Consider the following 25,695-nt stretch of genomic DNA (forward strand, 5'->3'; position numbering starts at 1 on the left):
AATATGGATCAGAAGGACGCATTTAATGAAAATATCCAAGAAATAAATTGTTGTGATAAAATAATGTTTCAAGTGAAATTGTTCCATTGCAAGTTGACGATACAGGAAACCTACCCGTAAATGGCACCGTAGATATAGCAACAGGTGCTGAAGTAACATTAGCAGCAGGTACTGATATTGATACAGTCTCTACAATTACCAATGACGTCAAAGTCGTTAATGGCACAACGCCACTTACAGAAACCACCGTTGGCTTAGGAGCCACTGTAAATTCTGACTCACAAGACGTTTCTCTTGAATCCTCCTATAACTGGTTTATCAAAAACACCGGCACGACATCAAGCGATCAAGATATTACCCTAAAGGTAGAGATAAGTCCCGACAACACAACTTGGTTGGAGGACACCGGAACTGTTATAACCGTTCCATTTGATACAGCAAAAATGATTACCATAACAAATTTCTTGCAATACGTTCGCTTTGTAATAACAGGCGGTGCCGCTGAAACAACAGTTATATCATGCTTCCAGGCTCAGCATTAATTAAATAAATATAAAATGGACGAGATATACATTATCCGTCCCTTTAAACTACTTCAGTACTCCTAAATGCTTCAGGGCAGAGCACTTGATGACAGTGCCCCCGTCCTCTAGACATTATCAGTGGCTTCATTTACTTATAGATTCTTCTTTTTTTATTTGCAATAATTTCTTTATATTAGAATTAATTTTAAAAGTTATAGCAATTAAGAATAATAATAAAATTGATATAAATAGCATTAAGATAATATATACGCTATACACAGGTAAAAACATACAATTTCATCTCCTAAATTTAATAATTATTTCATTGAAATCTTTTTCCCAATAGACATTTACTATTAATAATGGTAAAACACCACTGGAATGTCCGTCCCTATGGCTCGTCACTTGGAATCTATGTTTATTTTTTGCTATTTTAAATTTTTCTAATATGAATAATTGTTAGAATTAACAATACTGTATTTATTGCTGTTACTGCGGGAGAGCAATCTATATTTTCAAAAAACATCTGCCTTCCTGAAAAATATAACATTAATACTTCCGAACATAAAAGTAAGTATAGGAACATTTTAATATCATTAAAAGCATTTTTATTTATTTCTATGTCATCTTTGTTGTTTTTATCGTTTTCATTGCTCATAATAAAATCCCCCTTATTAATAGTGTGATATCCTATGTATTTATTGTTTTGAATCTCATTTATTAATAATACCCTACTCCATATCATTCCTTAGTTTGGGGCTGCCATTGAAAAATGATGGACTGAATCAAGCAGACTGCCTGAGCCGTAGTACATTGCGGTTATAACAATATTTCCCGATCTGAGCACAATGTCTTCTATTTCTCCGTTCAAAAAATACGAAGCACTGTCAAAGCCGTCAACATATATGGAAGTCATTTCTCCTGAACTTAAATTTCTGCAAAGCTCTTCTTCATAATAAACTGCTAAATTTGTATTTCTCATTTCATAATAATTAACATTGTATCCAAACGGCTCCTCATAAACATCAGGTATGTCTTGCACTTCGCGCCAGTACTGCCTGACATATAATATTGTGGGAGCCACATAGCGGCTTTTTTCTGTTACCGAGTAATTAGTTCCTATATCTGAGCTACATTTTTCTCTAATTGCCTCCGCTGTATACCACTCATCAGGAGAAATTTGCTCCATAAGAGGAAGTTTTCTGTTGAGCGTATATTTGTCCAACGGAATGGTCTGAATTCGATTTACTTTCCCATATTGCACTATAATAATAATAAAACTTATAGTAATTATTGCAATCAGACACCATTCAAATATTCTGTGAGTCTTTACAACAGGCTGCTTCCTGCGCTCCATAAGCAATTTGATTCTTTTCTTCCTCTTAATATATGCGACAACATACAGCAATCCCAATATCACGGCACATATAGATCCAGTCAGTATTCCCATCGGCAGCAAATCATCATAATAAATAAGCGTTTTTATAAAGCCACCTGAAATAAAACTCAGTTTAATGAAAAGCATAAACACTAAAACAGGAAACAAAAAGGATGGTATTACTCCATATCTATATCTCAATATTTGTTTTCTAAGTGCAGCTTCCATGCACGCAGAATCAATATCCGGCTTATCTGCATCATTATTATCTTCTGAAATAAAAATGTCAAAATATAGCGAAAGTTTACCTACATACTTCCATCCGGGTATATCGCAGCATTCATCATCCGTGTGGGGATGAATGCAATAGTTTGCTTTACCGGTTGACGATTCTTCAAAACCAAAAAATCTCCCTTTAATATGTGTTAGCTTAAATCCCCGTTCAGCCTTCAACTCCAACCAGCCTTCTATAGCTCCTATTTCAGCTTCATCATATGGGAGAAAAAAATATTTGTAATCAGATATAGCAAACCCCTCCTGAATAATTTTCAAAATAAATTATGTAGCCAGATAATACATCCAATTATTTGTCTATTATATAGTACTTCTGAGATACTTTATTTTCTCCGAAATGCAAATGATTTCCTGTTATAAACAATATACATATAATATAATTTATTATTGCAAATATCTAATACCTGCCAAGGCTTTAAAGGGTTACTGACAACACGAAAAAAATGCCGGCAGCCATTAAAATAACCGGCATCGTTTCCTTGATGCCATATATATTTTTGCGCAATCTGCCGTCTCCAGACGATACCGTTTTAACTATCTGTGCTATACTCCATTTTAGATGTGACAAACAGATATTCAGCAAACGCATATACGGTTGTGAATATGGCAGAAACCATGTATAAGAAGAAGTTATGTAGTAGTGATCTTAATGCGCTGCCGTGCTCTCCAAACTTGTTTAGCAAATCAGAAACAAATATCGGCACACCACCATTATTTTTATCTAAAATGTATCCAATCAAAAGAAAGCAAAACACAGACAGGAGCCGAGCAGCCAATCTGTAAGCAGAAGCTTTTGAAGCCACATTTCGTGAATCAAAACGGAAATTACCTCGGTGCATTAAAAAACAACAACAGAAAGCACTAAGTATAGGTATTAAGAAATACGGAACAACAAGCAAAAACCACCCTATGCGCGTCCATGGAATGAAAACCAAATATATGTAAAATATGGGTATGAATAAAATATTCTGACACATTGATGTAAAGAAAGCAAGGAATAATCTTCGCACCAAATAATCCATATTACGTTTCTTCATGATGTTTCTCCTTTCCTATTTACTACATTTTATGCTTACACTTCCTGTACAACAACTGCTCCCTTATTGCTAAAATCGTCTTGCCTCAGGGTGCACTCATCATGAGTATCATAGTGCTATTTGATAAATGTCCACCAATGCCCCTTCGTGCTCAAAACTCCTTTCATATATTCCACCGTTCTTGATGATTGTTTTTATGGAAGGAGTATTACCTTGTTCTACCGACAAATCCCCTAGCTTTTTATTCTTACTGTCCTTGGAATAAGAATCGTCTCTTTGGTAATTTATACCACACAAGATCTCGCATGTCAATACTCATCGCTATTCTTACAGCCAATTTTATCTGATATCTGATCAGAAATTATTAATGACAACAACTAAGTATCCTTGATACACCAACAAAACCATTGAATATCAGTTTCAATGGTTTTGTTATCTACTAAATTATTTTAATTTTTTATACTCTAATACCCTATTGCATATTGTCTTCTTTTATGAGTATTCTAATTGCTTCTACTGCTGCTTTTATTGCGGCCTCGGTGTCATGCTCCTGTGGATCGTCTAATCCTAATTTTCTTCTTTCCTGGTTTGCTACTACATTTAATATTGATCCGACGCGAACCCTTCTGAAAGCTCCTACGATAAAAAGCGCTGCTGATTCCATTTCTGAAGCTAATGCTCCTAATCTAAGCCATGCCTCCCATTTATTCATAAGGTCATAGCTTACGGGCTTGATTTCAGGTGAGTGCTGTCCGTAAAATGAATCCTTGCACTGGACTATGCCCACATGATATTTTTTCTTTAAATTTTCCGAAGCTTTTACTAATGCGTTCAGTACTTTGTAATCAGCCACCGCCGGGAACTCCATAGGGGCATACTCTCTGCTCGTTCCCTCCATACGGATAGCTCCGGAAGCAATAACCAGATCGCCTCCCATTACATTTACGTCCATGCCTCCACTGGTACCTACACGTATAAATGTGTCTGCTCCTATATTTGCTAATTCTTCTAAAGCAATAGCTGCAGACGGTCCGCCTATGCCTGTTGATGTAACGCTTACCTTAACACCGTCTAAATATCCCGTATATGTAACATATTCTCTATGATCTGCAACTAGGACAGGATTATCAAGGTGTTTTGCAATTTTTTCGCACCTTTTGGGGTCTCCCGGCAATATAACATACCTGCCTACATCGCCCTCCTTCATATTAATGTGGTATTGAACATCTTTTGAATATACAGTGCTCATATGTCCTCCTTGTGTTATAATTTTTATTATAATTTCTTATATGCTTCTATGAGCATTTTTATTTCTTTTCTATCTAGGTTTGCTTTGCTTCTCTTGAATTTCGAGTAAAATATTCCCCCATATTTACTATTATACCCTTTATGTTAGTCACAAACAAATATTTACATAAAAATTGTCATCCTTCGTTACCGGAGGATGACAATTTGCTTATGCTCGGGTTGTTAATGATTATATAGACTGTGGTGAGTCGTTTTCTCTTGTGCTTATCTTGTTTAAAATAATGCTGCTTATTTCTTCAATGCTCATGCTTCCGATGTCACCTTTTTGTCTTTCTCTCACTGATACAGCTCCGCTTTCAGCTTCTTTCTCACCTACAATAAACATGTATGGAACCTTGCTTAACTGCGCTTCTCTTATTTTGTAGCCGATTTTCTCCGCTCTTGTATCAATCTCAACCTTAATATTTGATGCCTCTAGCTGCTCTTTTACCTTCCCTGCATATTCAATAAATTTATCGGATATTGGAAGTATTTTAACCTGTACAGGTGCCAGCCAAGTTGGGAAAGCTCCTGCATATTGTTCAATAAGAATTCCAAAGAATCTTTCAATACTTCCGAATGCTGTTCTGTGAATCATTATCGGTCTGTGCTTCTGTCCATCTGCTCCTACATATTCCATTTCAAATCTCTGTGGAAGCTGATAATCAAGCTGGATTGTTCCGCACTGCCATGTTCTGCCTATGCAGTCAGTGAGGTGGAAGTCAATTTTAGGTCCGTAGAACGCGCCGTCTCCTTCGTTTACTACATAATCAAGTTCTAATTCTTCAAGTGCTGCTTTTAATGATGCTTCTGCAAGATCCCAGTCCTTAATTTCCCCAAGGAATTTTTCAGGCCTTGTTGAAAGCTCTAAGTTATATGAGAATCCAAATTGTTTGTATATTTCATCGATTAATTTAATAACACCCTTAATTTCATCCTTTATTTGCTCAGGCAATATAAACAAATGGGCATCGTCCTGCGTAAATGCTCTTACACGCATCAGTCCGTGAAGTGCGCCAGATAACTCATGTCTGTGTACTCTTCCTGCTTCTGCAACTCTCATTGGAAAATCTTTGTATGAGTGCATAGCATTTTTATATACCAGAATTCCTCCTGGACAGTTCATAGGCTTAATTGCGAAATCCTGTTCATCAATTACAGTTGTATACATATTTTCTCTGTAATTGTACCAGTGACCTGATACCTCCCAGAGATGTTTGTTAAGCATCAGCGGAGTTTCTATTTCAACATAGCCTGCCTTTCTGTGCATTTCTCTCCAGTATTTCATCAATTCGTTTTTAACTTCTACGCCCTTTGGAAGGAAAAATGGAAATCCAGGACCTTCTTCTGACATGAAGAACAAATCAAGCTCTTTTCCTAGTTTTCTGTGATCACGCTTCTTAGCTTCCTCCATCATCTTGATGTATTCTTCTAAGTCTTTTGCTTTTTCAAATGATATTCCATAAATTCTCTGAAGCATTTTATTGTTTTCGTTTCCTCTCCAATATGCTCCTGCAATGCTTAAAAGCTTCATAGCCTTTGGCTTCTTTGTGGACGAAAGATGAGGACCTGCGCACAAATCAACAAAATCTCCCTGTTTGTAGAAAGAAATAACTGCATCTTCAGGCAAATCGTTTATTAGCTCAACCTTATATGGCTCCTGTTTTTCTTCCATAAACTTTAAAGCTTCTGCTCTCGGAAGTTCAAATTTTTCCAGTTCAAGCCCTTCCTTAACTATTTTCTTCATTTCCGCTTCAATTTTAGCAAAATCCTCCTGAACCAGCCTGTAGTCCAGATCTATATCATAATAGAACCCGTTATCTATAGCAGGACCGATTGCTAATTTTGCTTCAGGCCACAGTCTTTTAATTGCCTGTGCCAATATATGTGACGATGTATGCCAAAATACATGTTTACCTTCTTTATCTTCAAATTTAAGGAACATAATGCTTCCATCTTCATTTATTTCTTCTTTTAAGCCGATCGTAGTACCATTGTATACGGCTCCTACCACATTTCTTGCAAGTCCCTCGCTTATGCTCTTAGCAACGTCATAAGCCAAAATTCCATTTTCATATTCTCTGACACTGTTATCAGGCAATGTTAATTTTATCATATCCATTCCTCCATTAAATTTTGCAATATTTAATTTTCATTCTATAACCTGTTTCGAACTGATTATTTAGTTCATATAAATAAGAAATAAAAAAAACGTCCTTAAACAAATGTTTAAGGACGAATATATCGTGGTTCCACCTCAGTTACTTCTCAACAGATTTAAGGCATCCATACCAAGACCTTACGACTAAGCTTTCAGTCTTAACTCCGGATTAGTTTTCATACAGTCATACAAAGGAAGCTTCCACCTTTTCTTCCCTCTCTTTATTGCTGTGTCTGCATTACTCGATCCATCACAGTTCATTTTACCCATTATATTACCCTAAATGAATTTTTGTCAACATATTTTTGCTATTTTTTTCTTGATTTCTTTCCGAACCATTTATCTTTATTCTTTTTATCTCTTGAATTTCTTGACCTTTTTTCTTTTGACAGTTCTACTACTACGTTTTGACCCTTTATTTGTGCTCCATCCATTCTTTTCAAAATACGATTCTTATGCTCTGAGGCCACATTGAAGAAAGAATAATTTTCAAGAACTTCAATTTCTGCTATATCACTTCCTGGAATGTCACATTCTCCGGCAACTGCCCCCAGTATATCCCCAGGCCTTATTCCTTGCTTCTTGCCTGCATTTACATGGAATCTTTCTGTATCTCCGATACTTTTTCTTCCGCCCCTTGAGCTTTTTCTGCGTTCAGGCACAACGTCATTCAAATCTCTTTCCTGGGAGTAATCAAATCTAACCAGCTTCTTTATCATAGCTGCTATAAGTGTTTCAGCATCGTAATCTTGAGACATTAGTTTTTCTGCCAGTTCTCTGTTTTCTCCAAGATCTTCTTTTTCAATTACTTCAACAATATTTCTGATAAATTTATCTTTCTTAACTTCATTTACCTTATCTACAGTAGGAATAGTTCTTTTTCTTATTGATTTTTTAGTATACTTTTCTATATTTTCCAGCTTTCTCATTTCTTTTGCCGTAACAAGAGTAAATGATGCTCCTTCCTTACCAGCTCTACCTGTCCTTCCGATTCGGTGTACATAGTAATCTTCCTTAATTGGAACCTCATAGTTTATAACACATTCAACTTCCTTAATGTCAAGCCCTCTTGCTGCTACATCGGTAGCAATTAAAATTTCTATCAAGCCGTTGTTAAACCTATTCAGTGTGTCTATTCTCTGAGACTGCTTTATATCTCCATGAATCTTATCACAATTGTATCCAATTTCTACAAGGCGATCATAGAGTTCATCAACAGATCTCTTTGTATTGCAGAATACAACTGTCAGCTTTGGTGTATAAGTATCAATAAGTCTTGAAAGAGCTTCTACCTTATCTGAATGTTTAACTAAAAAATAACTTTGCTTAACTTCTTTAGCCGTTATTCCTTCTCTTAAAACCTTAATCGATACAGGGTTATTCAAAAACTTCTTTATAATATTCTTCATTACATCTGGTATCGTAGCCGAAAACAGTGATGTTTGAACCTTATGGTCAATTTTACCCAATATGAGCTCTATGTCCTCTCTAAAGCCCATTTTAAGCATTTCATCAGCTTCATCCAAAACAGCCATTGTAAGTTCACCTAATTTTATAACGCGTCTATCTATAAGGTCTATGATTCTTCCTGGTGTGCCAACAATTATCTGTGCTCCGCCTTTAAGCTTGTTTATTTGATCGCGTATGTCTGCTCCGCCGTATACGGTAACTGTTTTAATACCGTCCATATATTTTCCGTACTTTCTGAATTCATTTGCAACTTGAACTGCCAGTTCTCTTGTTGGCAGCAGCACTATCGCCTGAGGCATTCTTATGTTTTTATCTATCTTTTCAAGTATTGGTATCCCAAACGCTGCAGTCTTACCAGTACCCGTATTTGACTGTCCGACTATATCCTTTCCGTCCAAAATAACAGGTATTGCCTCTTGCTGAATCTGGGTGCATTCTTCAAATCCCATTTCATCCAAGGCTCTTTGAATGTTGTCATTCAAAATAACATTTTCAATTTTCATTAATTTTATCATCCTCGTTCTATTTTTAGTAACTCCTCATTATACAATGCATACCTAATAATTACAAATAATTTTTGTAAATTTTTATTAATATTATTATTTTATATATATTTTCCTTATCTCATAAATTATTTTTAACTACTTACATTGTTTTATTCTCTTTTCAGATGTTTTAAACTATATATTTTTATGGTATTATATTGTAAAAACTATAGCGGAGAAAATAAATGAAAGCATATTATATTTATCACAGCTGTTTTGTAGTAGAAACAGAAACCTCATTTTTAATATTTGATTATTTTGACGATAAAAGAACGCCTGAAGATGATTTTAATTTCAAAGATGTTCTTAATGATATACTTAAAAGCAATAAGCATCTGTACGTTTTTTCATCGCACAGCCATCATGATCATTTTGACAGGTCAATTCTTTCATGGAGCAGTTATAAAAAAGAAACATATTATATATTAAGCAACGATATAAAGCTTTACACCGAAGTAAAAAACATATATACCGTAGGGAAAGATGAAACAACTGAAATAAACAACCTGAAAATATCTACCTTTGGTTCCACTGATGAAGGGGTAAGCTTTTTAGTAGAAATAGATGGGCACACAATATTTCACGCAGGAGATTTGAACTGGTGGAAATGGTCGGATGACACCTCTGAGGAAGAAAAGGAAATGGAAACTGCTTTTAAAAGCATAATTAAAAACATTTTAATCAAGGACGTTGCTATTGATGTTGCCTTTTTCCCTGTTGACGGAAGACTTGAAGAAAATTATTTGTGCGGTGGACAATATTTTATAGAACAAATTAAGCCAAGGATATTTGTTCCAATGCACTTTTGGGATAACTTCAGTATAACAAGTATCTTTAAAAAATCTCAGGCTACCACAACAACTAACATTATTGAACTACAGCATAACAATCAAATTATTATGCAGTAATGAAATTACCGGCAGATTATTAATTTCAACATAGCATATCTGCTTAAAAAATCCGGCCTTAGCCTCGCAGCTAAGCCGGATTTTCTTGTACTACGGATTAATTAATTGACCTTTATCATTATAGGCTTCGTATGATACCTGCTCATCTCCTGTATATATCCTGCAGCTTACGGTTTCCCAGGTTATTTCTTTATTTTTTATGATATATATATAAGGTCCGGCACCCAAGAAAGCTCCTTGACCGCTCCTGAGCACAAACCTGGTAATGACAAAGCTCCGCGCACTGTCAATCTGATTTTGTTCTGCATTCTCATCAAACCAAAAATCAACATTTAATTCTCCGTCAACCAGATAAACTTCCTGTCGGACTAAATCAGTCATAGCATACTGTCCCTCATCCTTAAGCATTGCAACGGACTCTTCATCTGTATAAACAACAGCATTTTGAGGAATCGCAATTGTTAATTTGTCATTGCTGTCTGAGTTTGAAAGAAGCTGCACTGCCGAAACAACTATAACAAGAATTACAAGCAAAATTAAAATTGTCCATTTCTTTTTAATAATCTTAACCTCCAGATTACCCATTTCAAGAATCTCATAATTTCAACAAAAAATCTGTTGGATTATCTAAAAATGTTCACTCATTGTTCCACACGTGCGAAAAGTTACCTTTCGTGTAATTTCGGTTGTATGCATATTTGATATGTAAGATATGAAGTCCATCCCTATTATATGCTTGCCTTTACAAAATGATACAACACGAATAGGAAGTAGAGACTTCATATAGCCATAGGTAACGATTCCCGGCGACTCATTATATTCCAATAAATTATCTTGACACTAAGAACCGTCCCCTGTGACCCTGTGGCCCTGTAATTAGTATATTGTATATCTCCAATCGTCATACTCATTCTGTCCATTATCATACACAAAATTGTCTGGATCAAGGTTAGGGTCATCAAAATAGGTATAAACTGTACTAGACCTATTCGGATCCATGAACCCATAAGTTGTGTAATCATTTCCACCCATCAAGTATTTGCACACTATAGCATGTGCGGCACCTGAGCGAGCTATGTCAAACATCGCTGGTTTGCCACTATCGAGCACGTCATACAAGTCAATAAATTCCATTCCGGAAGTATCATTGTATCCCATACCACAATATTCATACCCGTACTCATACCATGTTCTTGTCCCTTCAGGTGTTCCACTATACTCGTAATCTAAGGCATCGAATATGTCTAAGGCATCATATGATGAATCTGTGCGATAATTTGATATAGCGGCTATACATGCAGCCCAACACAATCCCTTACCATCAGGAGTCGTATCATTGGATACATTTGGTACAGATAGAGAAACATAGTAATCGCTAGATGTCCGTGTATAGTTTTGGATTGGATTAAATGAAGAAAATGTTGCCGGCGACAACTCATAAACAGGAATGTTAAGCCGTTCTAAAGAGTTTTGTTTGTTTGCTGAAATAATCATGTTATCTGAGGCAGTTTGCATGACCATATGGTCATTTCCATCATTATATGCAATAAGAGCAAAAGGAATATTTGTCTTTAAAACATTATTTATTTCAACATTGTTATCAAACATAAAATTGGAATAATACTGGTTATTAACAAATGATACTATGAGTTGTCCAATGTATTCACCATCATTGGTAACAAAATACATCCGAGATGTTCTGTTAGAATGGTTTTTAATAGGCACAGGGTTTGATATTTTTACTTGATCATATGCTTCGTCTCCTAAAGTCAAGTAATGAGGTAATGTAGTATCAATGTATTCATTAAGTGAAGCATTATTAATTTTGGAATCAACCGTATCAGCAGCAACTACTGAAGTGAATGTTAATACAAATACTAAACAACAAGCAAGAAAAATAGAGAAAATACGAACATAATTTTTCATTTCAATTCACAACCTTTCTAATTTAATAGTTTACTTATATTAATGTATTTTAGTCATCTGCTCACAAGATAGCCCATTGGAATCTCCCCCTTTTAATTATTCTAACGGAAGTATAACGGTTACTATATCAATACCAGAAGTCATAATATCAGGAAGTTTTGCACCATCTTTAGCTAGCGGACTCATTGAATAAGCATTGTCACCAATGATAAAATATAGACAGTCATTATCAGCTGCTATGTACATAGGTGCATGTTCTGTCATAGAAGAAAGTGCCTGTATCATTTCTACATCACTATTGGATGACCCAAAGACAATTCGTTCATCATCTAATAATTTTGAAACATAAATAAAATTTGTAATTCGTCCGTTGTCGAAAACTGGAATCCAGAATTTCTTTGCAGTTGGCTCATCACCTTCAAAATTAAATACATGTAGAGCATAGCCACAGTCAATACCGGGAAACATGTTATCTAATGCTGCGCATATATCTTTATCTGGTACGACCGAATACATATACAGAGGTGCAACTGAATAGGAAGTAGGCACTTCATATTCCACTACTTTATATGTATAGTCTCCTCCTATAATTTTATCTCGCCTTTCTGGAAATAGTGATGTTAGACTAAGTATACTAATTGTTATAAGTAGTGCAAAACAGGATACAAGCATAAATCGTATTTTTTTGAATCGGATTGTATAAGGCTTTACGTCATGTATAATATTATCCTTTATCCTATCAATAGCGGCAAATATAGCTTTAATATTCATAAAATGTATACTCCTTATTTATATAAATTCGCTCCGAGAACGTAAAAGGATAGACCATATGGGACGGGCGCAGCCTGCATCCCCTGTAACCTGATACAAATCTAAGCTAACAATTTAAATCCTATTCTAATAATCAACCGTCTCACTATACTTTGTAACAATTTCAATAACATCGCCGGAGCTGTCCAGTGCTGTATGGGTTGTTTTCAGGCGGTAGGAGCCTTTTTCAACATACCAATCCTTGTATAAATACATTTCCTCATCATCACTTGTATCTTCCCACGTTTTAATGGTTGTCCAGTTTCCGGATAGCTGTTGTAATTCTATTTTTACTCCTGCAATATATTCTTTCTGTACACCGGTTTCGCCTTCACAAGTCAATTTACCGCCGGAATTCAAAGTTAAATTATTTAAGCACAGTACAATTGCAATATAATTTGGTTTTATTTCAGTACTATTTTTTAAATCGTCAGTTTCGGCATAAACGCTCGCATGTATGGAATTTACTAAAACCATAATAAAAATAATAAATAAAACCGACAGTACTTTCTTTTTCATAAAAAAATCCTCCTTAATTTTGATTTCATTAATAATAACAAAATTAAAGAGGATTTTCCGACAGCTTTTCAGATAAAAATTTGTTAAAAAAAAATAAAATTTTATAAATTTTATTTTTTTACACTCTTAGCTATTTTCACAAGCTCGCTTTCGCTGATGCTTCCTGTCAAGATATATGCCATTTCATCATAATTCCAGACAAGAATCCTAATATTGTCATTCTCACTGTAGAGGGCTTCTCTTCCATTTATAGTAAGCTCCTTTACATTTGCGCCTTCCGTATCGATTGATAGTGAACTCCTAACATCTCTTGTACGAAAGTTAAAAAATTCATCATCTTTTCTGAATGCAAAGTATAAATGATTTTTTTGCGACTCACTTTTTTCAAGCTTAAAGCCTTCCGGGACATATTCCAGTTTAATCTCACCGAATTTATAGTTATCTGCTTTTGAAGTACCATCTGTAAATTTAATATTTGTATCGTATTGTGTCCTTTCCAGGATAAAATTCATAAACCTAACTCTCCATGCACTTACGCTGCTTATCGTTATTGCGCTTATTGCAATAACAGCAATGAAAATCACTGCGGCACGTTTTGAATAGGTTCTTATTCTGCGAGCAGACCGGAATTTCCGTTCTTTTTTAAACAGTTTTTGCATATCTTCTCTGTGTTTTTCTGAAAACTTATGATTTTGACCTTCATATCCATCCAGTAAGATGTCCACTGCCTTATCTTCGATATCAGAAGCTGCTGTCTGAAGCATCGCATCCATAGCCTTATCAGTCACATATTCTTTTTTATCCATTCAGCTCACCTTCTTTACTTAATAATATTAAAAGCTGTTTTTTTGCTCTCTCAATTCTTTTCTGCACGGTATCAGTCTTAATGTTTTTCAATTCAGCTATTTCAGCTACAGAAAAACCGTGTGAAAATTTAAGGAAAATAACCTCCTGATAAATTGGATTTAAATCCTCAATAATCTTGTTCAACCGTTCAAAGCTTTCATTGTTAATAACAATTTCTGTTATACTTGTATCATCTGATGTCATATTTTCATTAAGTTCTTCTGTTGTCTGTTTTTTTCTTTGATTGTACATATTTATCGAAACATTCTTACATATAGTAACAAATAAGTTTCTTGTTTTCCGACAATTGTTTTCATCTATTTTATGTAGGTGATTATAAACCTGCACAAATGATTGATGAACGGCATCTTCTGCCAAAAATTCATCATGGAGAACATTATAGGCAACATAAAACATCATGTTCCTATATTTATCATAAAGGCGTTCAAGCTTGGAACCTTTTTCTTCGTCTCCCATTAACATAAAAATCATATTTCCACCTTCCCCTTGTTTTTAAGAAATAAAATGTTTTCATGTGCGACCATACAGCATAAGTTTTTATATTTATTATACTTTTTTTTTCGGATATTAACAAGCAAATCAAATTTTGAACAAGAAGAGATAATGTTACTCAGAATGGCAAAAATAGGGTTTATCAATGTCACGAATGTCGCATACACATAGCGACATTTTTTTTATGAGATTAACAATTCTGTTTTGTTTATCAATTTAATTTTAAATAATTTTTAAAAACATATTATAAATTTTTAAAAGACTTAATATATTTTACAAACAAATATATCAAGGGGGACTGGTCATGAAAATTACTATAACAAATGAAAGCGGTGATTTTAAAAAAAATCTGTATACCAAGGATATGGTAACATACGAAGTAAAAAACCAAGAAATAATAGATTTTTTTACGCAATTATCCGAAGCCCATATTAACGACAGCAATATTGATGTAATGTATGAATGCCTCTACAATTTAATAAATTATGGCTATCTATATACAGATTCTGATGATGATATTGATTATGATGATTATGGTGATTATGGTGATTATGACGACTATGATAATTATGATGACTACGATGATGAGAAAGATTATGCATCACAGGATGGCTTCAAGTTGATTGACTCTGAGGTAGAGTATTTTGTAGACAGCGAAAAAGTCGCTAAGGAAGAATATGATGATGCATGGGATGACAGGCTTGGATATCTTGGTTCGTCCAATTGGGAGGAAAAAGGGCTTTCCATCACAAATTCGGAAACAGACGAAATAATATTTTTAGGAAAGATATCTTAATTCCTATGCAAAATAAATAGGGCTTTGAGTTATTAACGCAAAGCCCTGATAATTTTATTGAATAATATTAAAATCCTCTTCCTGCTCCGCCTCCGCCTGAACGGCCTCCGCCTCCGAAGCTTCCTCCGCCTCCGAAGCTTCCTCCGCCGCCGAAACCGCCAAAGCCGCCACCGCCTGGACCGATAATAGGTGGTATGAAAATATTTCTTCGTCTGCCTCTTCTTCCTCCGCCTCCGAAGCCGTTAATTATAATTATCAAAACAATTAATAAAATTAACTTGAATAAAGCCCCATAGTCCGACGAATTGCTATACACATTTCCTCTGTCAACATCTCCAAAAATTACGTCATCATCATATCCGTACTCTTCGTTTACCCTTTCTGTAACCCTGTAAAAAATATTTTCCAAGCCTGCTGAGTAATCTCCGCTTGATAAATAGTCTAATGATTCATCTAATATTCTTCCTGCTTCCGCGTCGGTTATAGCTCCTTCAAGTCCGTAACCAACTTCTATTTTAATTCTTCTTTCCTCCAACGAAAGGAGAATCAACACACCATTATCATATTCTTTGTTTCCTATTTCCCATTGTTCAAAAAGTTCTACAGCATATTTATTTTCATCTAAACCCTGTAAATTTTGAACAGCTGCTACTACGATCTGAGGCTTTTCATCTGTATTTTCGTAGTTAAGATTAATCTTAACCATGTTTGCTTCCGCTTCACTATCTATAATATCAGCAAAATCATTAACATAAAATTCTGTTGTAGGCTTAGGAAACGTTACATTCTGGCCATATGCAAATGTCCCGGTAAATTGTAACAAGACCGCCATTAATATAGGCAGTAAATTTTTCCTCACAAGTATCACACTCCAAATCAATCAAAGTTAACTTCCGGTGCAGTTTCGGCTCCGGGAGTAGCTTCAAAGTACGGTCTTTCCTCAAAGCCAAGTATTCTAGCCCATATTAATCTCGGAAATGTTCTTATTGCTTTATTGTAGTCTCTAACTACTGCATTATACCTGTCGCGTTCGGTTGAAATTCTGTTTTCGGTTCCTGCAAGCTCATCCATCAAAGAGGTTACATTTTGATTTGATTTAAGTTCAGGGTAATTTTCAACCACAACAAGAAGTCTTGATAGTGCACCCTCTAACTGGTTAGATGCCTCCACCTTTTCAGAAGTTGACCCTGCGCCGGCAAGCTTAGATCTTGCATCCGCTATGGCAGTGAATACTTCCTGCTCCTGCGCCATAGCCCCCTTAACAGATTCTACCAAATTTGGAATCAAATCATATCTTCTTTGGAGCTTGCTCTCAACATTTGCCCACTGGGTATTTACATTTTCATCCAGTGCAACCAATGAGTTGTAGCTGCCAAAAATACTAAATACAAACAGAGCTATCAATGCTAATATCACTAATAAAATTATAGTTCCTTTTTTCATTTCACACCTCTTAATCTTCGTCAAATTTTAAAACTGCCAGAAAAGCCTCCTGTGGAACTTCAACGCTACCTATCTGCCTCATGCGCTTCTTGCCTTCTTTTTGCTTCTCCAATAGCTTTTTCTTTCTGGTTATATCTCCACCGTAGCACTTTGACAATACATCTTTTCTAAGTGCCTTGACTGTTTCTCTTGCAATTATTTTTCCTCCTATTGCTGCCTGAAGAGGAACTGCAAACAAATGCCTCGGGATTACGTCTTTTAATCGTTCAACAATTGATTTTCCTCGTTCATATGCTTTCTGCTCATGAACTATAATTGAAAATGCATCAACCAATTCCCCATTTATAAGTATATCCATTTTAACCAGCTCTGAACGAACATATCCGTGAAGTTCATAATCAAGAGATGCGTATCCTCTTGTCTTAGATTTCAAAGCATCAAAGAAATCATAAATAACTTCATTTAGCGGAAGCTTGTAATGAAGAATAACTCTGGTTGCCTCCATATATTCCATATTTTCAAAAATACCTCTTCTGTTTTGACAAAGCTCCATAATTGATCCAACATATTCTGTCGGAGCCATAATGGACGCATTTACAATAGGTTCTTCCATATATTCTATTTCCTGAACAGGAGGCATGTTTGTGGGGTTTTGCATAATCATCATCTGCCCATCTGTTTTATATACCTTGTAAATAACGCTGGGAGTGGTTGCAATTATATTCAAATTGAACTCTCTCTCTAGCCTTTCTTGTATTATTTCCATGTGCAGAAGGCCTAAAAATCCGCATCTAAACCCGAATCCCAATGCAATGGAAGTTTCAGGCTCAAAAGTTAATGCGGCGTCATTTACCTGAAGCTTTTCAAGCGCATCTCTTACCGAATTGTACTCCTCCCCTTCTGCTGGATAAACTCCACAGTAAACCATGGATGTTACCTTCTTGTACCCTGGAAGAGGCTCACTTGCAGGATTATTTGCATTGGTTATAGTGTCTCCCACACGGCAGCTTCTAACCTCCTTCATGCTTGCGCACAAATACCCCACATCTCCTGAATACAATGCGGTTGTCGGTTTTTGAACGGGTGAAATTATTCCGACTTCTGTAACATCAAAAGTCTTGCCTGTGGACATCATCTTAATTTTATCGCCCTTTTTAACTGTTCCTTCCTTAATTCTCAAGAAAGCAACAACTCCTCTGTAGCTGTCATAATAGGAGTCAAAAACCAATGCTTTCAGCGGATCATTTTCATCACCAGCTGGAGGCGGAATTTGCTTTACTACTGCTTCAAGAACATGGTCTATGTTTATATTATCCTTTGCTGATATAAGCGGTGTATTTTCACAGTCAAGCCCGATTACATCTTCTATTTCCTTCTTAATCTCATCAGGTCTTGCACTGGGAAGATCAATTTTATTGATTACTGGAACAATTTCCAAGTCCTGATCCAGCGCAAGGTATACATTTGCCAATGTCTGAGCTTCAATTCCTTGGGATGCATCAACTACAAGAACAGCACCATCACACGCTGCCAAACTCCTTGACACTTCATAGTTAAAGTCAACATGCCCTGGAGTATCTATCAAATTTAGCGTATAGTCATGCCCGTCCTTCGCTTTGTACAAAAGGCTTATTGTTTGAAGCTTAATTGTTATTCCTCTCTCACGTTCCAGATCCATATTATCTAAAACTTGCTGCTGCATCTCTCTGTGAGATATAAGTCCTGTATTTTCTATTAATCTATCTGCTAACGTTGATTTGCCATGATCTATATGGGCAATTATCGAAAAGTTTCTTATGTATTTTTTTCTGTCCAAAAATATGTTCCTCCCTATTTATATGGATATAGGGTATTATATCAAAATTTGCTTATTTATTAAAGATATTATTTGCTAATTTCTTCAATATACTCTATTAAAACATCGCTCAAAAGCTCTGCGCTGTAATTCACCTCGTCGATATGGTTTAATGTACATCCTACTTCTACAAGCAATGCATAATCAGAGAGATATTGATTAAAATACGCCTTATCTCTTATAATAATTTTCCTGAATAGACCAGGATACATCTCTTCGGCTTTATCAAACAAAAGCTGAGCATTTTCTTTGAGCCTGTCATAATTTTCATTGTAATTTCCTATAACAAGAGTGCATGTTGCTGCATTCTCACCGTTAATTTCCGTTGTCTTTACCTGTGATAATGTTTGTTCATACAGAGAGTTCTCCTCAGCACCATCTCTATGTATATCTATAATTAAATTTTTCTTATTGTCTGAAAGCACCTTGCTGACTGCATTTTTTGAATTGTAATATGATGAATTATAATCAGGATAGTCATTATAATCTTTAAGGTGAACTGCATTTATCCCATAGCCCTGCAAATTTGCTGTAATTTTTGTTCCTACACCCATTACATTGTATCTTTCATCCTGGGTTCTGTAGTTTCCTTCCTTATGCGGAAGAAATGCTTCAGTTCCATGAGTGTGAAAAACAACCACATTCAGATTTTCATTAATAGAAGCAGCGTCTATGAATATATCTCGGGGAGAGCTGCTTCTATATGTTGGTGATTCAATTACTCTAAAAAAATCTTCTTGCCTGTTTGCAGCTAACAGTATTTCTTTTTCAGCTAACTGCGGCTCAGTGTCTTCCTCATCGTATATTTTTAACTCATTTTCAGCAATATCATTTTGTTCTTGATTATGGTCTGAAGAATTTAAAACTTCTTCAGATTTGAGAACATCACTATCAATCAATCTGCTTTGTTCTTCACTTTCATTAAAAGTTTTCTCAAGAAAAATATTAAAGTAGGACATTAATTTGTCTATAAAATTCATATCATCCTGATTTTCCACATTTTCATTGTAATGAATGGAGATTGTCGTAACATCCTTCCCTGACTTTCTTTCTTCAGATAAATTGTAGACATAACTGTAACCGATAAAAAGTATCGTCAAACAAAAGATTGACATACTCATATAAATTTTAGTTTTACCCTTATTTCTTCTTCGTCTCTTCATGATCCAACTCCACATATTTTCACAATAGTAATACATTAGTAAATTTCTAATATATTAATGTATATGTGTATTGTTTCCTGAATAACACTGTTATTTTTTACAAATAGGTTACGAAATTAATTCATATCCCGGATGAACTGCTTTATTTATAGATTCAGCCAGCAGTTCAGATAAACTTTCAATAAGTTCATCCACTCCGCTAGGTGTAACTATTGATTCTCCGTACATTGGATTTAAAATCTCCTTTATAAATACCTGTTTTTCGTTATATTCCAGGTCGCTTAATATCCCCATTATTTGACCTACATCATCAGTTTTATCCTTTAATGAATTTTCCATCAGCTCTATGGTATCATTAACAATTGTAGCTGTATCTACCACCGTCGGTATCCCCACTGCTACAACCTTAACCCCTCCAAGAGTCTCTTTGTTCAGCGATCCCTGCATATTTCCTATTCCTGAGCCTGGCTCAATGCCAGCATCCGTAATTTGAACAACTGAACATAGCCTCCTCATCTTTCTGGATGCAAGCGCATCAATAATAATAAGCAGCGTAGGCTTTATTTTTTCAACCACACCCACAATGGTATTAATGGTCTCTATGCCTGTGGTACCAAGCACACCCGGTTCCAATATGGACACTTCGCTGTAATCCTCATCATAATCTTTGTTATATGCCTTAAAAAATTGTCTTGTAACCTTTATTTTATCTAAGGTTCTTGGCCCAAGCGCATCAGCGGTAATATTTCGGTTTCCCAGACCCACAACCAAAACTCTTTCTCGCTTTAAATCAGACACATCCTTAATTGCCTGAGACAATATATTTATTACTTCAATCTTTGATTCACTGTTAAGGCTCTTAAGGCTTTTGGTTTCATAAGTAATATATTTGCCCATTTTTTTCCCAACAGATTTTTCTGCCGCTTTATCTTTGATTTCAAGCTCTACAACTTCGCCATGTTCATAATCATGAGTATTCAAAGTAATTCCCTCAACTTTTTTTGCCAGTGATTCATTGGCTTCATAAGCTAAATCTGTTCTGTAATACATAATTACCTCCTTTTGTTCATGGTTTAAGTATTTCTCCAAAATCGGAGAATATTTAAATTTCATGTAATTTATTGCATATTAGATTTATTATTGAATTTTTTCATTTTTTTATTCTTTATACTTGATTTTTATTAAAATAGCCTGTATAATTGATTTGCTGTCTAAAATATTGTCAATATGCAAATAATATGCTAAAATGTTATAGCATTTGAATAAGACTACTTGAAGGAGGTGAAGATTTTGGCAAATATTAAATCTGCAAAGAAAAGAATCTTAGTTATAAATAAGAAAACTGAAGTTAACAAAAGCAGAAAGTCTGAAATCAAAACATGTATTAAGAAATTCGAAGTAGCTTTAAACGCAGGTGACTACGAAAAAGCTAAAGAATTATTGAGATTATGTGAAAAGAAATTATATCAAGCAGCTGCAAAAAATACTATTCATAAAAAAGCAGCAGCAAGAAAAGTAAGCAGACTATCTAAAAGATTAAATAAAGTTGCTTAATTTTAGCTCATAGGTTTTATTACCTTTGAAACTAAAATCCTTAAGATTCATCAACTAACCTCATATTCTGGATGTGATGTTAGTTGATGAATCTCAGGAAATAAAGAAAAACCGGGTTATCCGGTTTTTTTATTTCACAATTTACTTAATAATTCCGTTAGTAATAAGCTCAAGTCCTATTCTGCCATCAATTTCTCCAGTCTTAATTTTCCTGTCCGTCTCAAGAATCTTTTCCATGTAATATCTTATTTTTTCACCACTCGTGCTTCTGACTTGCTTCGAAAGCTTTGTGGCAATAAATTTTTTAATCTTCATGGTACTCATGATCTCATTAAAGCTGTAGCCCTTTTTAAGTAAAACAGTGTATTGATAAAGCAATCTGTACTGTCTGGCTATCATGTGAATAACAAACTGCTCAGGAGTGTTATTGGTAAGCATCTCATCAAGTATTTCAAATGCCTTTTTTTTATTGCCTTCGCAAATATTATCCACAAGCTTAAAAATATTACTTTCAACAGATTTAATTAATAGCAGGTCAATATCCTCAAAAGATATACTCTTTGAATTTGCCTTGTAAGCTGCAAGTTTTTCTATTTCATTATTTACATGATAAAGACTGACTGTGCTTTCATACTCCAAATACCCTGAGTTATTTGCAATGTAAGCAGCATCATTAAGACTTATGCTCAAATTAAGCTCTTTGAATTTTTCAACAATATATCTGGTTAATTCTCCCTCATTCAGCCTAGTAATTTCAAAAACTGCATTTCCGGCTTTTAAATTTTTAACGATCTTCTTTCTAGAATCCGGTTTTCCTCCCTTAATCAAAAATAAAGTAACGCAGCTATCATTTTTGCCTAACAAATCAATTAGCTTATTATCTTCAGTTTTGTTCAAGCTCCCAGATGAAGTTAAAAATGTTGAATCTTTTACAGTGCACACCTTTTTATTTGACATAAACGAAAAAGTTGTTATAAACTCATAAAAATTACTAAAGTTATTTTCAACTTTTTCAAACTCTGCATAATTCATGCTTTCATATTCGTCGCTGACATATTTATTTTTAATGAGTTTTACTGCATTATCTATGTAATATTCCTCATTCCCATATAAAATTAAAAATTCCGGAACTTTATCTTTCTTAATCAAATCAATTATTATTTTATAGCTCATACCTTTCTCCCTTGTATAGTATACAATAAAGCAACAGGCAAAAATTAATTAAATTCGGTATTAATCCCGTAAAATATAGTTTATAAAAATTATCTGATTTCTGTCCTGTATATGTATTATAATATATTTCGCCGTCATTTAAAATAAAATTTATTTCTCCTTCATTATATGTAGTTAATATTGTGCTCTTATTTCTTTCATATCTGGATATAACCTCCTCCGATGGCATACCGTAATTATTATTACCGTAGCTTATTACAGCTAAATCCGGCTTCAACATATTTACAAAACTATCTGTGGACGAAGTCTTGCTTCCATGATGCGGAACTATAAGAATATCAGCATGCTCCATGCCTAGAAGCATATCTTCTGCTTCCATTTCAATATCTCCCGCCATAAATATTTTTATATTATCAAAACTCATAAGTATTACCATCGATCCATTGTTGGTGCTTTTTGCTATATAATTTTTATCCGGCCATAAGGTTTCTATTTTTAATCGTTCATCTATATTAGAAAAGTTTCCTTTTTTCAATATGTTAACTTTATATTCATCGCTATCAAAAGAAGAAAAAATTTTTTTGATTTTTATATTGTTATTTATTATTTCTTTTAACCCTGAATAATGGTCTTCATCCCAATGGCTTATAAAAACCCCTTCTATTGTTCTTATTCCATGCTTTGTAAGATAAGGAACCGCTGTATACTCCCCAAAGCCGTTTTTATTGCTTCCACAATCAAAAATCAAATTTATATTTTTATATTTAACTGTTGTGAAGAGTCCTTGGTTTGCGTCTACAACATTAAAATACACCTTACTATCCATAGAAGGAATGATTATAAAATCAAATATGCAAAAACTTAATAAGATAGTGATAACACACTTTTTTATTCGAAAACTATTGCATGAAAGAAAATAAAGCATTGCAGCAAGAACAATGTAAAAAAATATAATTTCACATCCAGACATTGTTGGAATGATAACTCCGTTATATGCAACATTATTTGCTAAGCTTATGATATATTTGAGACAATAAAGTATGTAATCAAATATTTTAAAAGGAATCACTAAAAATTCCAATAGAAACCCGCTTGTAAGCAATAAGATAAAGCCATAAATAATTATGACCAAAAAAATTTGTATAAGGATAAGATTATAAAATATACCCATTAGTGGCAGATAGTTAAAGTAATATGCTACAACAGGTAATGTAAATAGCTGTAAAAATAAATAAAGAGAAATAGATTTTATTATTATATTTTTGTATAATACATATTTTAGAATATAGCGATTGTAAAAAATCAGGCTCAAAGCAGCCGTAAATGATAGTAAAAATCCAGCATCCGTAATCCAAAAAGGATTATATAAGGTCAAAATAAGAGCAGCCAGTCCTATAGAGTTAAGAGAATTATATTTTCTGTAAAACATCTCGGCACCGAACAACACAGTAAACATTACAAGTGCTCTCAATACTGTAACAGGAAACCCTATAAGGAAACCATATACCCAAATCAACACCCATGTTAATCCCCAGCTTAATCTATAATTTAAAAAAAGCCTAAATAATGTAATCAAAAATACATACATAAGTGCTATATGAGTTCCTGAAACAGCAAATATATGAGCTAGTCCCATTCCCTTTATCCCGTCATACGTACTTTCATCCAAGTAGTCTGAATCTCCAAGTATTATAGATAAAATTATGTCTGCATTTTCTTTATCCAGTTTATCATAGAATGTGTTTTCTGTATAATTTTTAAAATCAACTGATAGACTTCTAAACCACGAAACATTCTCTTTTAGAGTTTTGACATCTCCTTTCAAAAAAACAACTGCTCCTATTTTTTTCGATTTCAGATAATTTTCATAGTTAAACATCATTCTATTTTTACTGAACCTATTATCTGCTATTCTACCGGTAAATTGAGCAACACTGTTTTCTTTAACCTCGTTCTCTTCTTTTACATAAATTATCGTATTTTCTTCTTCTCTTAATTTGTAATTATTTATGCTTAAAACTCGCGCATTATAGCTAACATATTCAGACTCAGAGCTCTGCTTATTTTTATGGCTAATTTCTACAACCAAGTCTATCTCTTCATTAATGTATTGTTTTAATACAAAAATTGAATTATAATAACTATTAATAAATGATAAAAAAACAAATGCTGCAATTGAAAGACTGTATAAGAATCTTTTAGTGGTAAACGCATTATAAACAAGTATGAACGCAGAAACTGCTAAATAGTATTCAAAACATCCACACTCATACGATAATATTCCAATTGCATAAAAAGCAAAAATATAAATTAATACATGCATAATTACACCTCAACATATTTTACCAAATTTTGGGACGTAAATCAAAACTAATTTTGTACAAGCAGGATAGGAGAATTAATGATCATTAACAGCGGAGAAGTAAATTTAATTAACATTAAAGAAAATATACATAACTTATTAAAAAAATCCTTCTTTATTGATATAGAAACAACCGGTCTGTCCAGAGAATATTCTGATATAATTTCAATAACTGTTCTTCTTTATGAAAACAATGGCTATAAAATTACCCAGATATTCTGTGAATATTCAATTGATGAACCTGAAGCATTAAAATACTTTTACGAATTGATTAGTAAAAAGGAGTATATAATCACCTACAATGGAAACAGTTTTGACATTCCATTTTTAATGCGAAAGATGCAAAAATACAATCTTAATATTGATTTGAGTACCTTTACTAAAGTTGATTTATACTATTGGATGAAAAACATTAAAAATAAAATTGAAGTTCAAAATTTGAAATTAAAAACTGCTGAGAAATATTTTAATATTAATAGAAATGACACTCTAGGCGGAGAGGATATCATAACATTATACAAAGCGTACAGAATAGAACCGAGAAAGGAATTTGCGGAATTGATATTACAGCATAATTATGAGGATGTTTTTAATCTTCCTACACTATTCAGCTGCATACTTGATATGTATGATAATATTCTTCATTATGACAACCTTATGGTTAGTATAAACAGCGAGTCCACAAAAATAAAAAAGAATACTTTAATTTGTAAATGCAACATAATAAGCGCGTTAAAAACTAATTATGTAAACACAAACATTAACTTTAGCTTAAAGACCGATTTAGCCTCTCAAACAATGGAATTACATATCCCATTAGATTTTTTTAAAGATGACAAGATTATGGAGTTTTTCTTTATTGATAATGTAAATTATAAGGTACCAAAATACACAGCAATTGAAGGCATAAAAAGAAACCTTCTTCCTATAAAATTTAACGATAAAATCTTTTACACAAACATATCAAATCTAATAAAAACTGTTTTAGACTCTATTTTTAAATAATATTATTAAATAACAAAAAAGGCTTACTTCTTATTGTAAGCCTTTTTATTTGGTGCCCAAACGCGGAATCGAACCACGGACACGGAGATTTTCAGTCTCCTGCTCTACCGACTGAGCTATCTGGGC

General features: G+C 34.0%; 24 protein-coding genes, 1 tRNA gene and 1 other annotated feature. Of the genes, 5 read left to right on the forward strand and 20 right to left on the reverse strand.

The genetic code is table 11. From position 1 onward, the window contains the following. Window positions 1-86: 86 nt before the first annotated feature. Window positions 87-542: a DUF6385 domain-containing protein gene (locus tag RBQ61_RS12870; RefSeq protein WP_308137715.1), complete on the forward strand. Its 456-nt coding sequence runs from the start codon at window positions 87-89 to the stop codon at window positions 540-542. 415 nt (window positions 543-957) lie between these two features. Here the strand turns inward: RBQ61_RS12870 and RBQ61_RS12875 are convergent, their stop codons facing one another. The 6 genes from RBQ61_RS12875 to RBQ61_RS12900 form a co-directional block, all read right to left on the reverse strand. Next, window positions 958-1,182 carry a hypothetical protein gene (locus tag RBQ61_RS12875; RefSeq protein WP_308137716.1) on the reverse strand — a complete coding sequence of 75 codons (225 nt, stop codon included), beginning with the start codon at window positions 1,180-1,182 and terminating at the stop codon, window positions 958-960. Window positions 1,183-1,272: 90 nt separating this feature from the next. Beyond that, entirely contained in the window at window positions 1,273-2,454 is a 1,182-nt protein-coding gene (locus tag RBQ61_RS12880; RefSeq protein WP_308137717.1) for a DUF2812 domain-containing protein, read from the reverse strand. Between the two features lie 272 nt (window positions 2,455-2,726). Further along, window positions 2,727-3,233 (reverse strand): hypothetical protein, encoded by a 507-nt coding sequence (locus RBQ61_RS12885; RefSeq protein WP_308137718.1) that lies wholly within the window; start codon window positions 3,231-3,233, stop codon window positions 2,727-2,729. Between the two features lie 472 nt (window positions 3,234-3,705). Continuing rightward, window positions 3,706-4,482, reverse strand: coding sequence for a uridine phosphorylase (gene udp / locus RBQ61_RS12890; protein ID WP_308137719.1), 777 nt, complete (start codon window positions 4,480-4,482; stop codon window positions 3,706-3,708). A 228-nt stretch (window positions 4,483-4,710) separates the two neighbouring features. After that, complete coding sequence (gene thrS / locus RBQ61_RS12895; RefSeq protein ID WP_308137720.1) at window positions 4,711-6,636, reverse strand: threonine--tRNA ligase; 1,926 nt, start codon at window positions 6,634-6,636, stop codon at window positions 4,711-4,713. 112 nt (window positions 6,637-6,748) lie between these two features. After that, window positions 6,749-6,944 (reverse strand) — a binding site (T-box leader). A gap of 45 nt (window positions 6,945-6,989) precedes the next feature. Next, entirely contained in the window at window positions 6,990-8,654 is a 1,665-nt protein-coding gene (locus RBQ61_RS12900) for a DEAD/DEAH box helicase (RefSeq protein ID WP_308137721.1), read from the reverse strand. A gap of 227 nt (window positions 8,655-8,881) precedes the next feature. Here RBQ61_RS12900 and RBQ61_RS12905 point away from each other — a divergent pair, with 227 nt between their 5' ends. Continuing rightward, a complete protein-coding gene (locus tag RBQ61_RS12905) occupies window positions 8,882-9,604 on the forward strand; it encodes an MBL fold metallo-hydrolase (protein ID WP_308137722.1) in 723 nt (240 codons plus the stop codon). Between the two features lie 90 nt (window positions 9,605-9,694). Here RBQ61_RS12905 and RBQ61_RS12910 read toward each other — a convergent pair whose 3' ends face one another. The 6 genes from RBQ61_RS12910 to RBQ61_RS12935 all read right to left on the reverse strand — a co-directional run bounded on the left by RBQ61_RS12910 (window position 9,695) and on the right by RBQ61_RS12935 (window position 14,197). Next, window positions 9,695-10,189 (reverse strand): hypothetical protein, encoded by a 495-nt coding sequence (locus tag RBQ61_RS12910; RefSeq protein WP_308137723.1) that lies wholly within the window; start codon window positions 10,187-10,189, stop codon window positions 9,695-9,697. A 291-nt stretch (window positions 10,190-10,480) separates the two neighbouring features. After that, a complete protein-coding gene (locus RBQ61_RS12915; protein ID WP_308137724.1) occupies window positions 10,481-11,530 on the reverse strand; it encodes a hypothetical protein in 1,050 nt (349 codons plus the stop codon). A 96-nt stretch (window positions 11,531-11,626) separates the two neighbouring features. Further along, complete coding sequence (locus RBQ61_RS12920; RefSeq protein ID WP_308137725.1) at window positions 11,627-12,301, reverse strand: hypothetical protein; 675 nt, start codon at window positions 12,299-12,301, stop codon at window positions 11,627-11,629. A gap of 126 nt (window positions 12,302-12,427) precedes the next feature. Continuing rightward, the gene (locus RBQ61_RS12925; RefSeq protein WP_308137726.1) at window positions 12,428-12,859 is read right to left on the reverse strand and encodes a hypothetical protein; all 432 of its coding nucleotides are present in this window, start codon (window positions 12,857-12,859) and stop codon (window positions 12,428-12,430) included. 110 nt (window positions 12,860-12,969) lie between these two features. Beyond that, window positions 12,970-13,665 carry a DUF4367 domain-containing protein gene (locus RBQ61_RS12930; RefSeq protein ID WP_308137727.1) on the reverse strand — a complete coding sequence of 232 codons (696 nt, stop codon included), beginning with the start codon at window positions 13,663-13,665 and terminating at the stop codon, window positions 12,970-12,972. Beyond that, on the reverse strand, window positions 13,658-14,197 hold the full coding sequence (locus tag RBQ61_RS12935; RefSeq protein WP_308137728.1) for an RNA polymerase sigma factor: 540 nt from the start codon (window positions 14,195-14,197) through the stop codon (window positions 13,658-13,660). The genes RBQ61_RS12930 and RBQ61_RS12935 overlap by 8 nt, the downstream gene beginning before the upstream one ends. A 325-nt stretch (window positions 14,198-14,522) precedes the next feature. On the opposite strand from RBQ61_RS12935, the gene RBQ61_RS12940 reads away from it, so the two are divergent. Further along, the gene (locus RBQ61_RS12940; protein ID WP_308137729.1) at window positions 14,523-15,014 is read left to right on the forward strand and encodes a hypothetical protein; all 492 of its coding nucleotides are present in this window, start codon (window positions 14,523-14,525) and stop codon (window positions 15,012-15,014) included. A gap of 67 nt (window positions 15,015-15,081) precedes the next feature. Here the strand turns inward: RBQ61_RS12940 and RBQ61_RS12945 are convergent, their stop codons facing one another. The 5 genes from RBQ61_RS12945 to gpr form a co-directional block, all read right to left on the reverse strand. Beyond that, window positions 15,082-15,873 carry a YgcG family protein gene (locus tag RBQ61_RS12945; protein ID WP_308137730.1) on the reverse strand — a complete coding sequence of 264 codons (792 nt, stop codon included), beginning with the start codon at window positions 15,871-15,873 and terminating at the stop codon, window positions 15,082-15,084. A gap of 17 nt (window positions 15,874-15,890) precedes the next feature. Continuing rightward, complete coding sequence (locus RBQ61_RS12950) at window positions 15,891-16,457, reverse strand: LemA family protein (RefSeq protein ID WP_308137731.1); 567 nt, start codon at window positions 16,455-16,457, stop codon at window positions 15,891-15,893. A gap of 10 nt (window positions 16,458-16,467) precedes the next feature. Continuing rightward, window positions 16,468-18,273: a translation elongation factor 4 gene (lepA, locus tag RBQ61_RS12955; protein WP_374049882.1), complete on the reverse strand. Its 1,806-nt coding sequence runs from the start codon at window positions 18,271-18,273 to the stop codon at window positions 16,468-16,470. 68 nt (window positions 18,274-18,341) lie between these two features. Then, window positions 18,342-19,475 carry a stage II sporulation protein P gene (gene spoIIP / locus RBQ61_RS12960; RefSeq protein ID WP_308137732.1) on the reverse strand — a complete coding sequence of 378 codons (1,134 nt, stop codon included), beginning with the start codon at window positions 19,473-19,475 and terminating at the stop codon, window positions 18,342-18,344. Between the two features lie 108 nt (window positions 19,476-19,583). Then, window positions 19,584-20,525, reverse strand: a complete 942-nt coding sequence (gene gpr, locus RBQ61_RS12965) for a GPR endopeptidase (RefSeq protein WP_308137733.1) — start codon at window positions 20,523-20,525, stop codon at window positions 19,584-19,586. Between the two features lie 240 nt (window positions 20,526-20,765). Between gpr and rpsT the strand changes: the two genes are divergently transcribed. Continuing rightward, complete coding sequence (rpsT, locus tag RBQ61_RS12970; RefSeq protein ID WP_308137734.1) at window positions 20,766-21,029, forward strand: 30S ribosomal protein S20; 264 nt, start codon at window positions 20,766-20,768, stop codon at window positions 21,027-21,029. Between the two features lie 141 nt (window positions 21,030-21,170). Here the strand turns inward: rpsT and holA are convergent, their stop codons facing one another. Further along, a complete protein-coding gene (gene holA, locus RBQ61_RS12975) occupies window positions 21,171-22,202 on the reverse strand; it encodes a DNA polymerase III subunit delta (RefSeq protein WP_308137735.1) in 1,032 nt (343 codons plus the stop codon). Further along, the gene (locus RBQ61_RS12980) at window positions 22,192-24,525 is read right to left on the reverse strand and encodes a DNA internalization-related competence protein ComEC/Rec2 (RefSeq protein WP_308137736.1); all 2,334 of its coding nucleotides are present in this window, start codon (window positions 24,523-24,525) and stop codon (window positions 22,192-22,194) included. Before RBQ61_RS12980 ends, holA begins: the two co-directional genes overlap by 11 nt. Window positions 24,526-24,603: 78 nt before the next feature. Here RBQ61_RS12980 and RBQ61_RS12985 point away from each other — a divergent pair, with 78 nt between their 5' ends. Continuing rightward, on the forward strand, window positions 24,604-25,569 hold the full coding sequence (locus RBQ61_RS12985; protein WP_308137737.1) for a ribonuclease H-like domain-containing protein: 966 nt from the start codon (window positions 24,604-24,606) through the stop codon (window positions 25,567-25,569). A gap of 50 nt (window positions 25,570-25,619) precedes the next feature. On the opposite strand, the gene RBQ61_RS12990 is transcribed toward RBQ61_RS12985, so the two are convergent. Next, window positions 25,620-25,695, reverse strand: a tRNA-Phe gene (locus RBQ61_RS12990).

It is taken from the genome of Sedimentibacter sp. MB35-C1 (assembly GCF_030913635.1).
Lineage (GTDB): Bacteria > Bacillota > Clostridia > Tissierellales > Sedimentibacteraceae > Sedimentibacter.

Bases quoted from the DNA above. Each gene is read 5' to 3' on its own strand.
- RBQ61_RS12875 (WP_308137716.1), bottom strand. From the start codon at position 1,182: ATGAGCAATGAAAACGATAAAAACAACAAAGATGACATAGAAATAAAT.
- RBQ61_RS12885 (WP_308137718.1), bottom strand. From the start codon at position 3,233: ATGAAGAAACGTAATATGGATTATTTGGTGCGAAGATTATTCCTTGCT.
- udp (WP_308137719.1), bottom strand. From the start codon at position 4,482: ATGAGCACTGTATATTCAAAAGATGTTCAATACCACATTAATATGAAG.
- thrS (WP_308137720.1), bottom strand. From the start codon at position 6,636: ATGATAAAATTAACATTGCCTGATAACAGTGTCAGAGAATATGAAAAT.
- RBQ61_RS12900 (WP_308137721.1), bottom strand. From the start codon at position 8,654: ATGAAAATTGAAAATGTTATTTTGAATGACAACATTCAAAGAGCCTTG.
- RBQ61_RS12905 (WP_308137722.1), top strand. From the start codon at position 8,882: ATGAAAGCATATTATATTTATCACAGCTGTTTTGTAGTAGAAACAGAA.
- RBQ61_RS12910 (WP_308137723.1), bottom strand. From the start codon at position 10,189: ATGGGTAATCTGGAGGTTAAGATTATTAAAAAGAAATGGACAATTTTA.
- RBQ61_RS12915 (WP_308137724.1), bottom strand. From the start codon at position 11,530: ATGAAAAATTATGTTCGTATTTTCTCTATTTTTCTTGCTTGTTGTTTA.
- RBQ61_RS12920 (WP_308137725.1), bottom strand. From the start codon at position 12,301: ATGAATATTAAAGCTATATTTGCCGCTATTGATAGGATAAAGGATAAT.
- RBQ61_RS12925 (WP_308137726.1), bottom strand. From the start codon at position 12,859: ATGAAAAAGAAAGTACTGTCGGTTTTATTTATTATTTTTATTATGGTT.
- RBQ61_RS12930 (WP_308137727.1), bottom strand. From the start codon at position 13,665: ATGGATAAAAAAGAATATGTGACTGATAAGGCTATGGATGCGATGCTT.
- RBQ61_RS12935 (WP_308137728.1), bottom strand. From the start codon at position 14,197: ATGATTTTTATGTTAATGGGAGACGAAGAAAAAGGTTCCAAGCTTGAA.
- RBQ61_RS12940 (WP_308137729.1), top strand. From the start codon at position 14,523: ATGAAAATTACTATAACAAATGAAAGCGGTGATTTTAAAAAAAATCTG.
- RBQ61_RS12950 (WP_308137731.1), bottom strand. From the start codon at position 16,457: ATGAAAAAAGGAACTATAATTTTATTAGTGATATTAGCATTGATAGCT.
- spoIIP (WP_308137732.1), bottom strand. From the start codon at position 19,475: ATGAAGAGACGAAGAAGAAATAAGGGTAAAACTAAAATTTATATGAGT.
- gpr (WP_308137733.1), bottom strand. From the start codon at position 20,525: ATGTATTACAGAACAGATTTAGCTTATGAAGCCAATGAATCACTGGCA.
- holA (WP_308137735.1), bottom strand. From the start codon at position 22,202: ATGAGCTATAAAATAATAATTGATTTGATTAAGAAAGATAAAGTTCCG.
- RBQ61_RS12980 (WP_308137736.1), bottom strand. From the start codon at position 24,525: ATGCATGTATTAATTTATATTTTTGCTTTTTATGCAATTGGAATATTA.
- RBQ61_RS12985 (WP_308137737.1), top strand. From the start codon at position 24,604: ATGATCATTAACAGCGGAGAAGTAAATTTAATTAACATTAAAGAAAAT.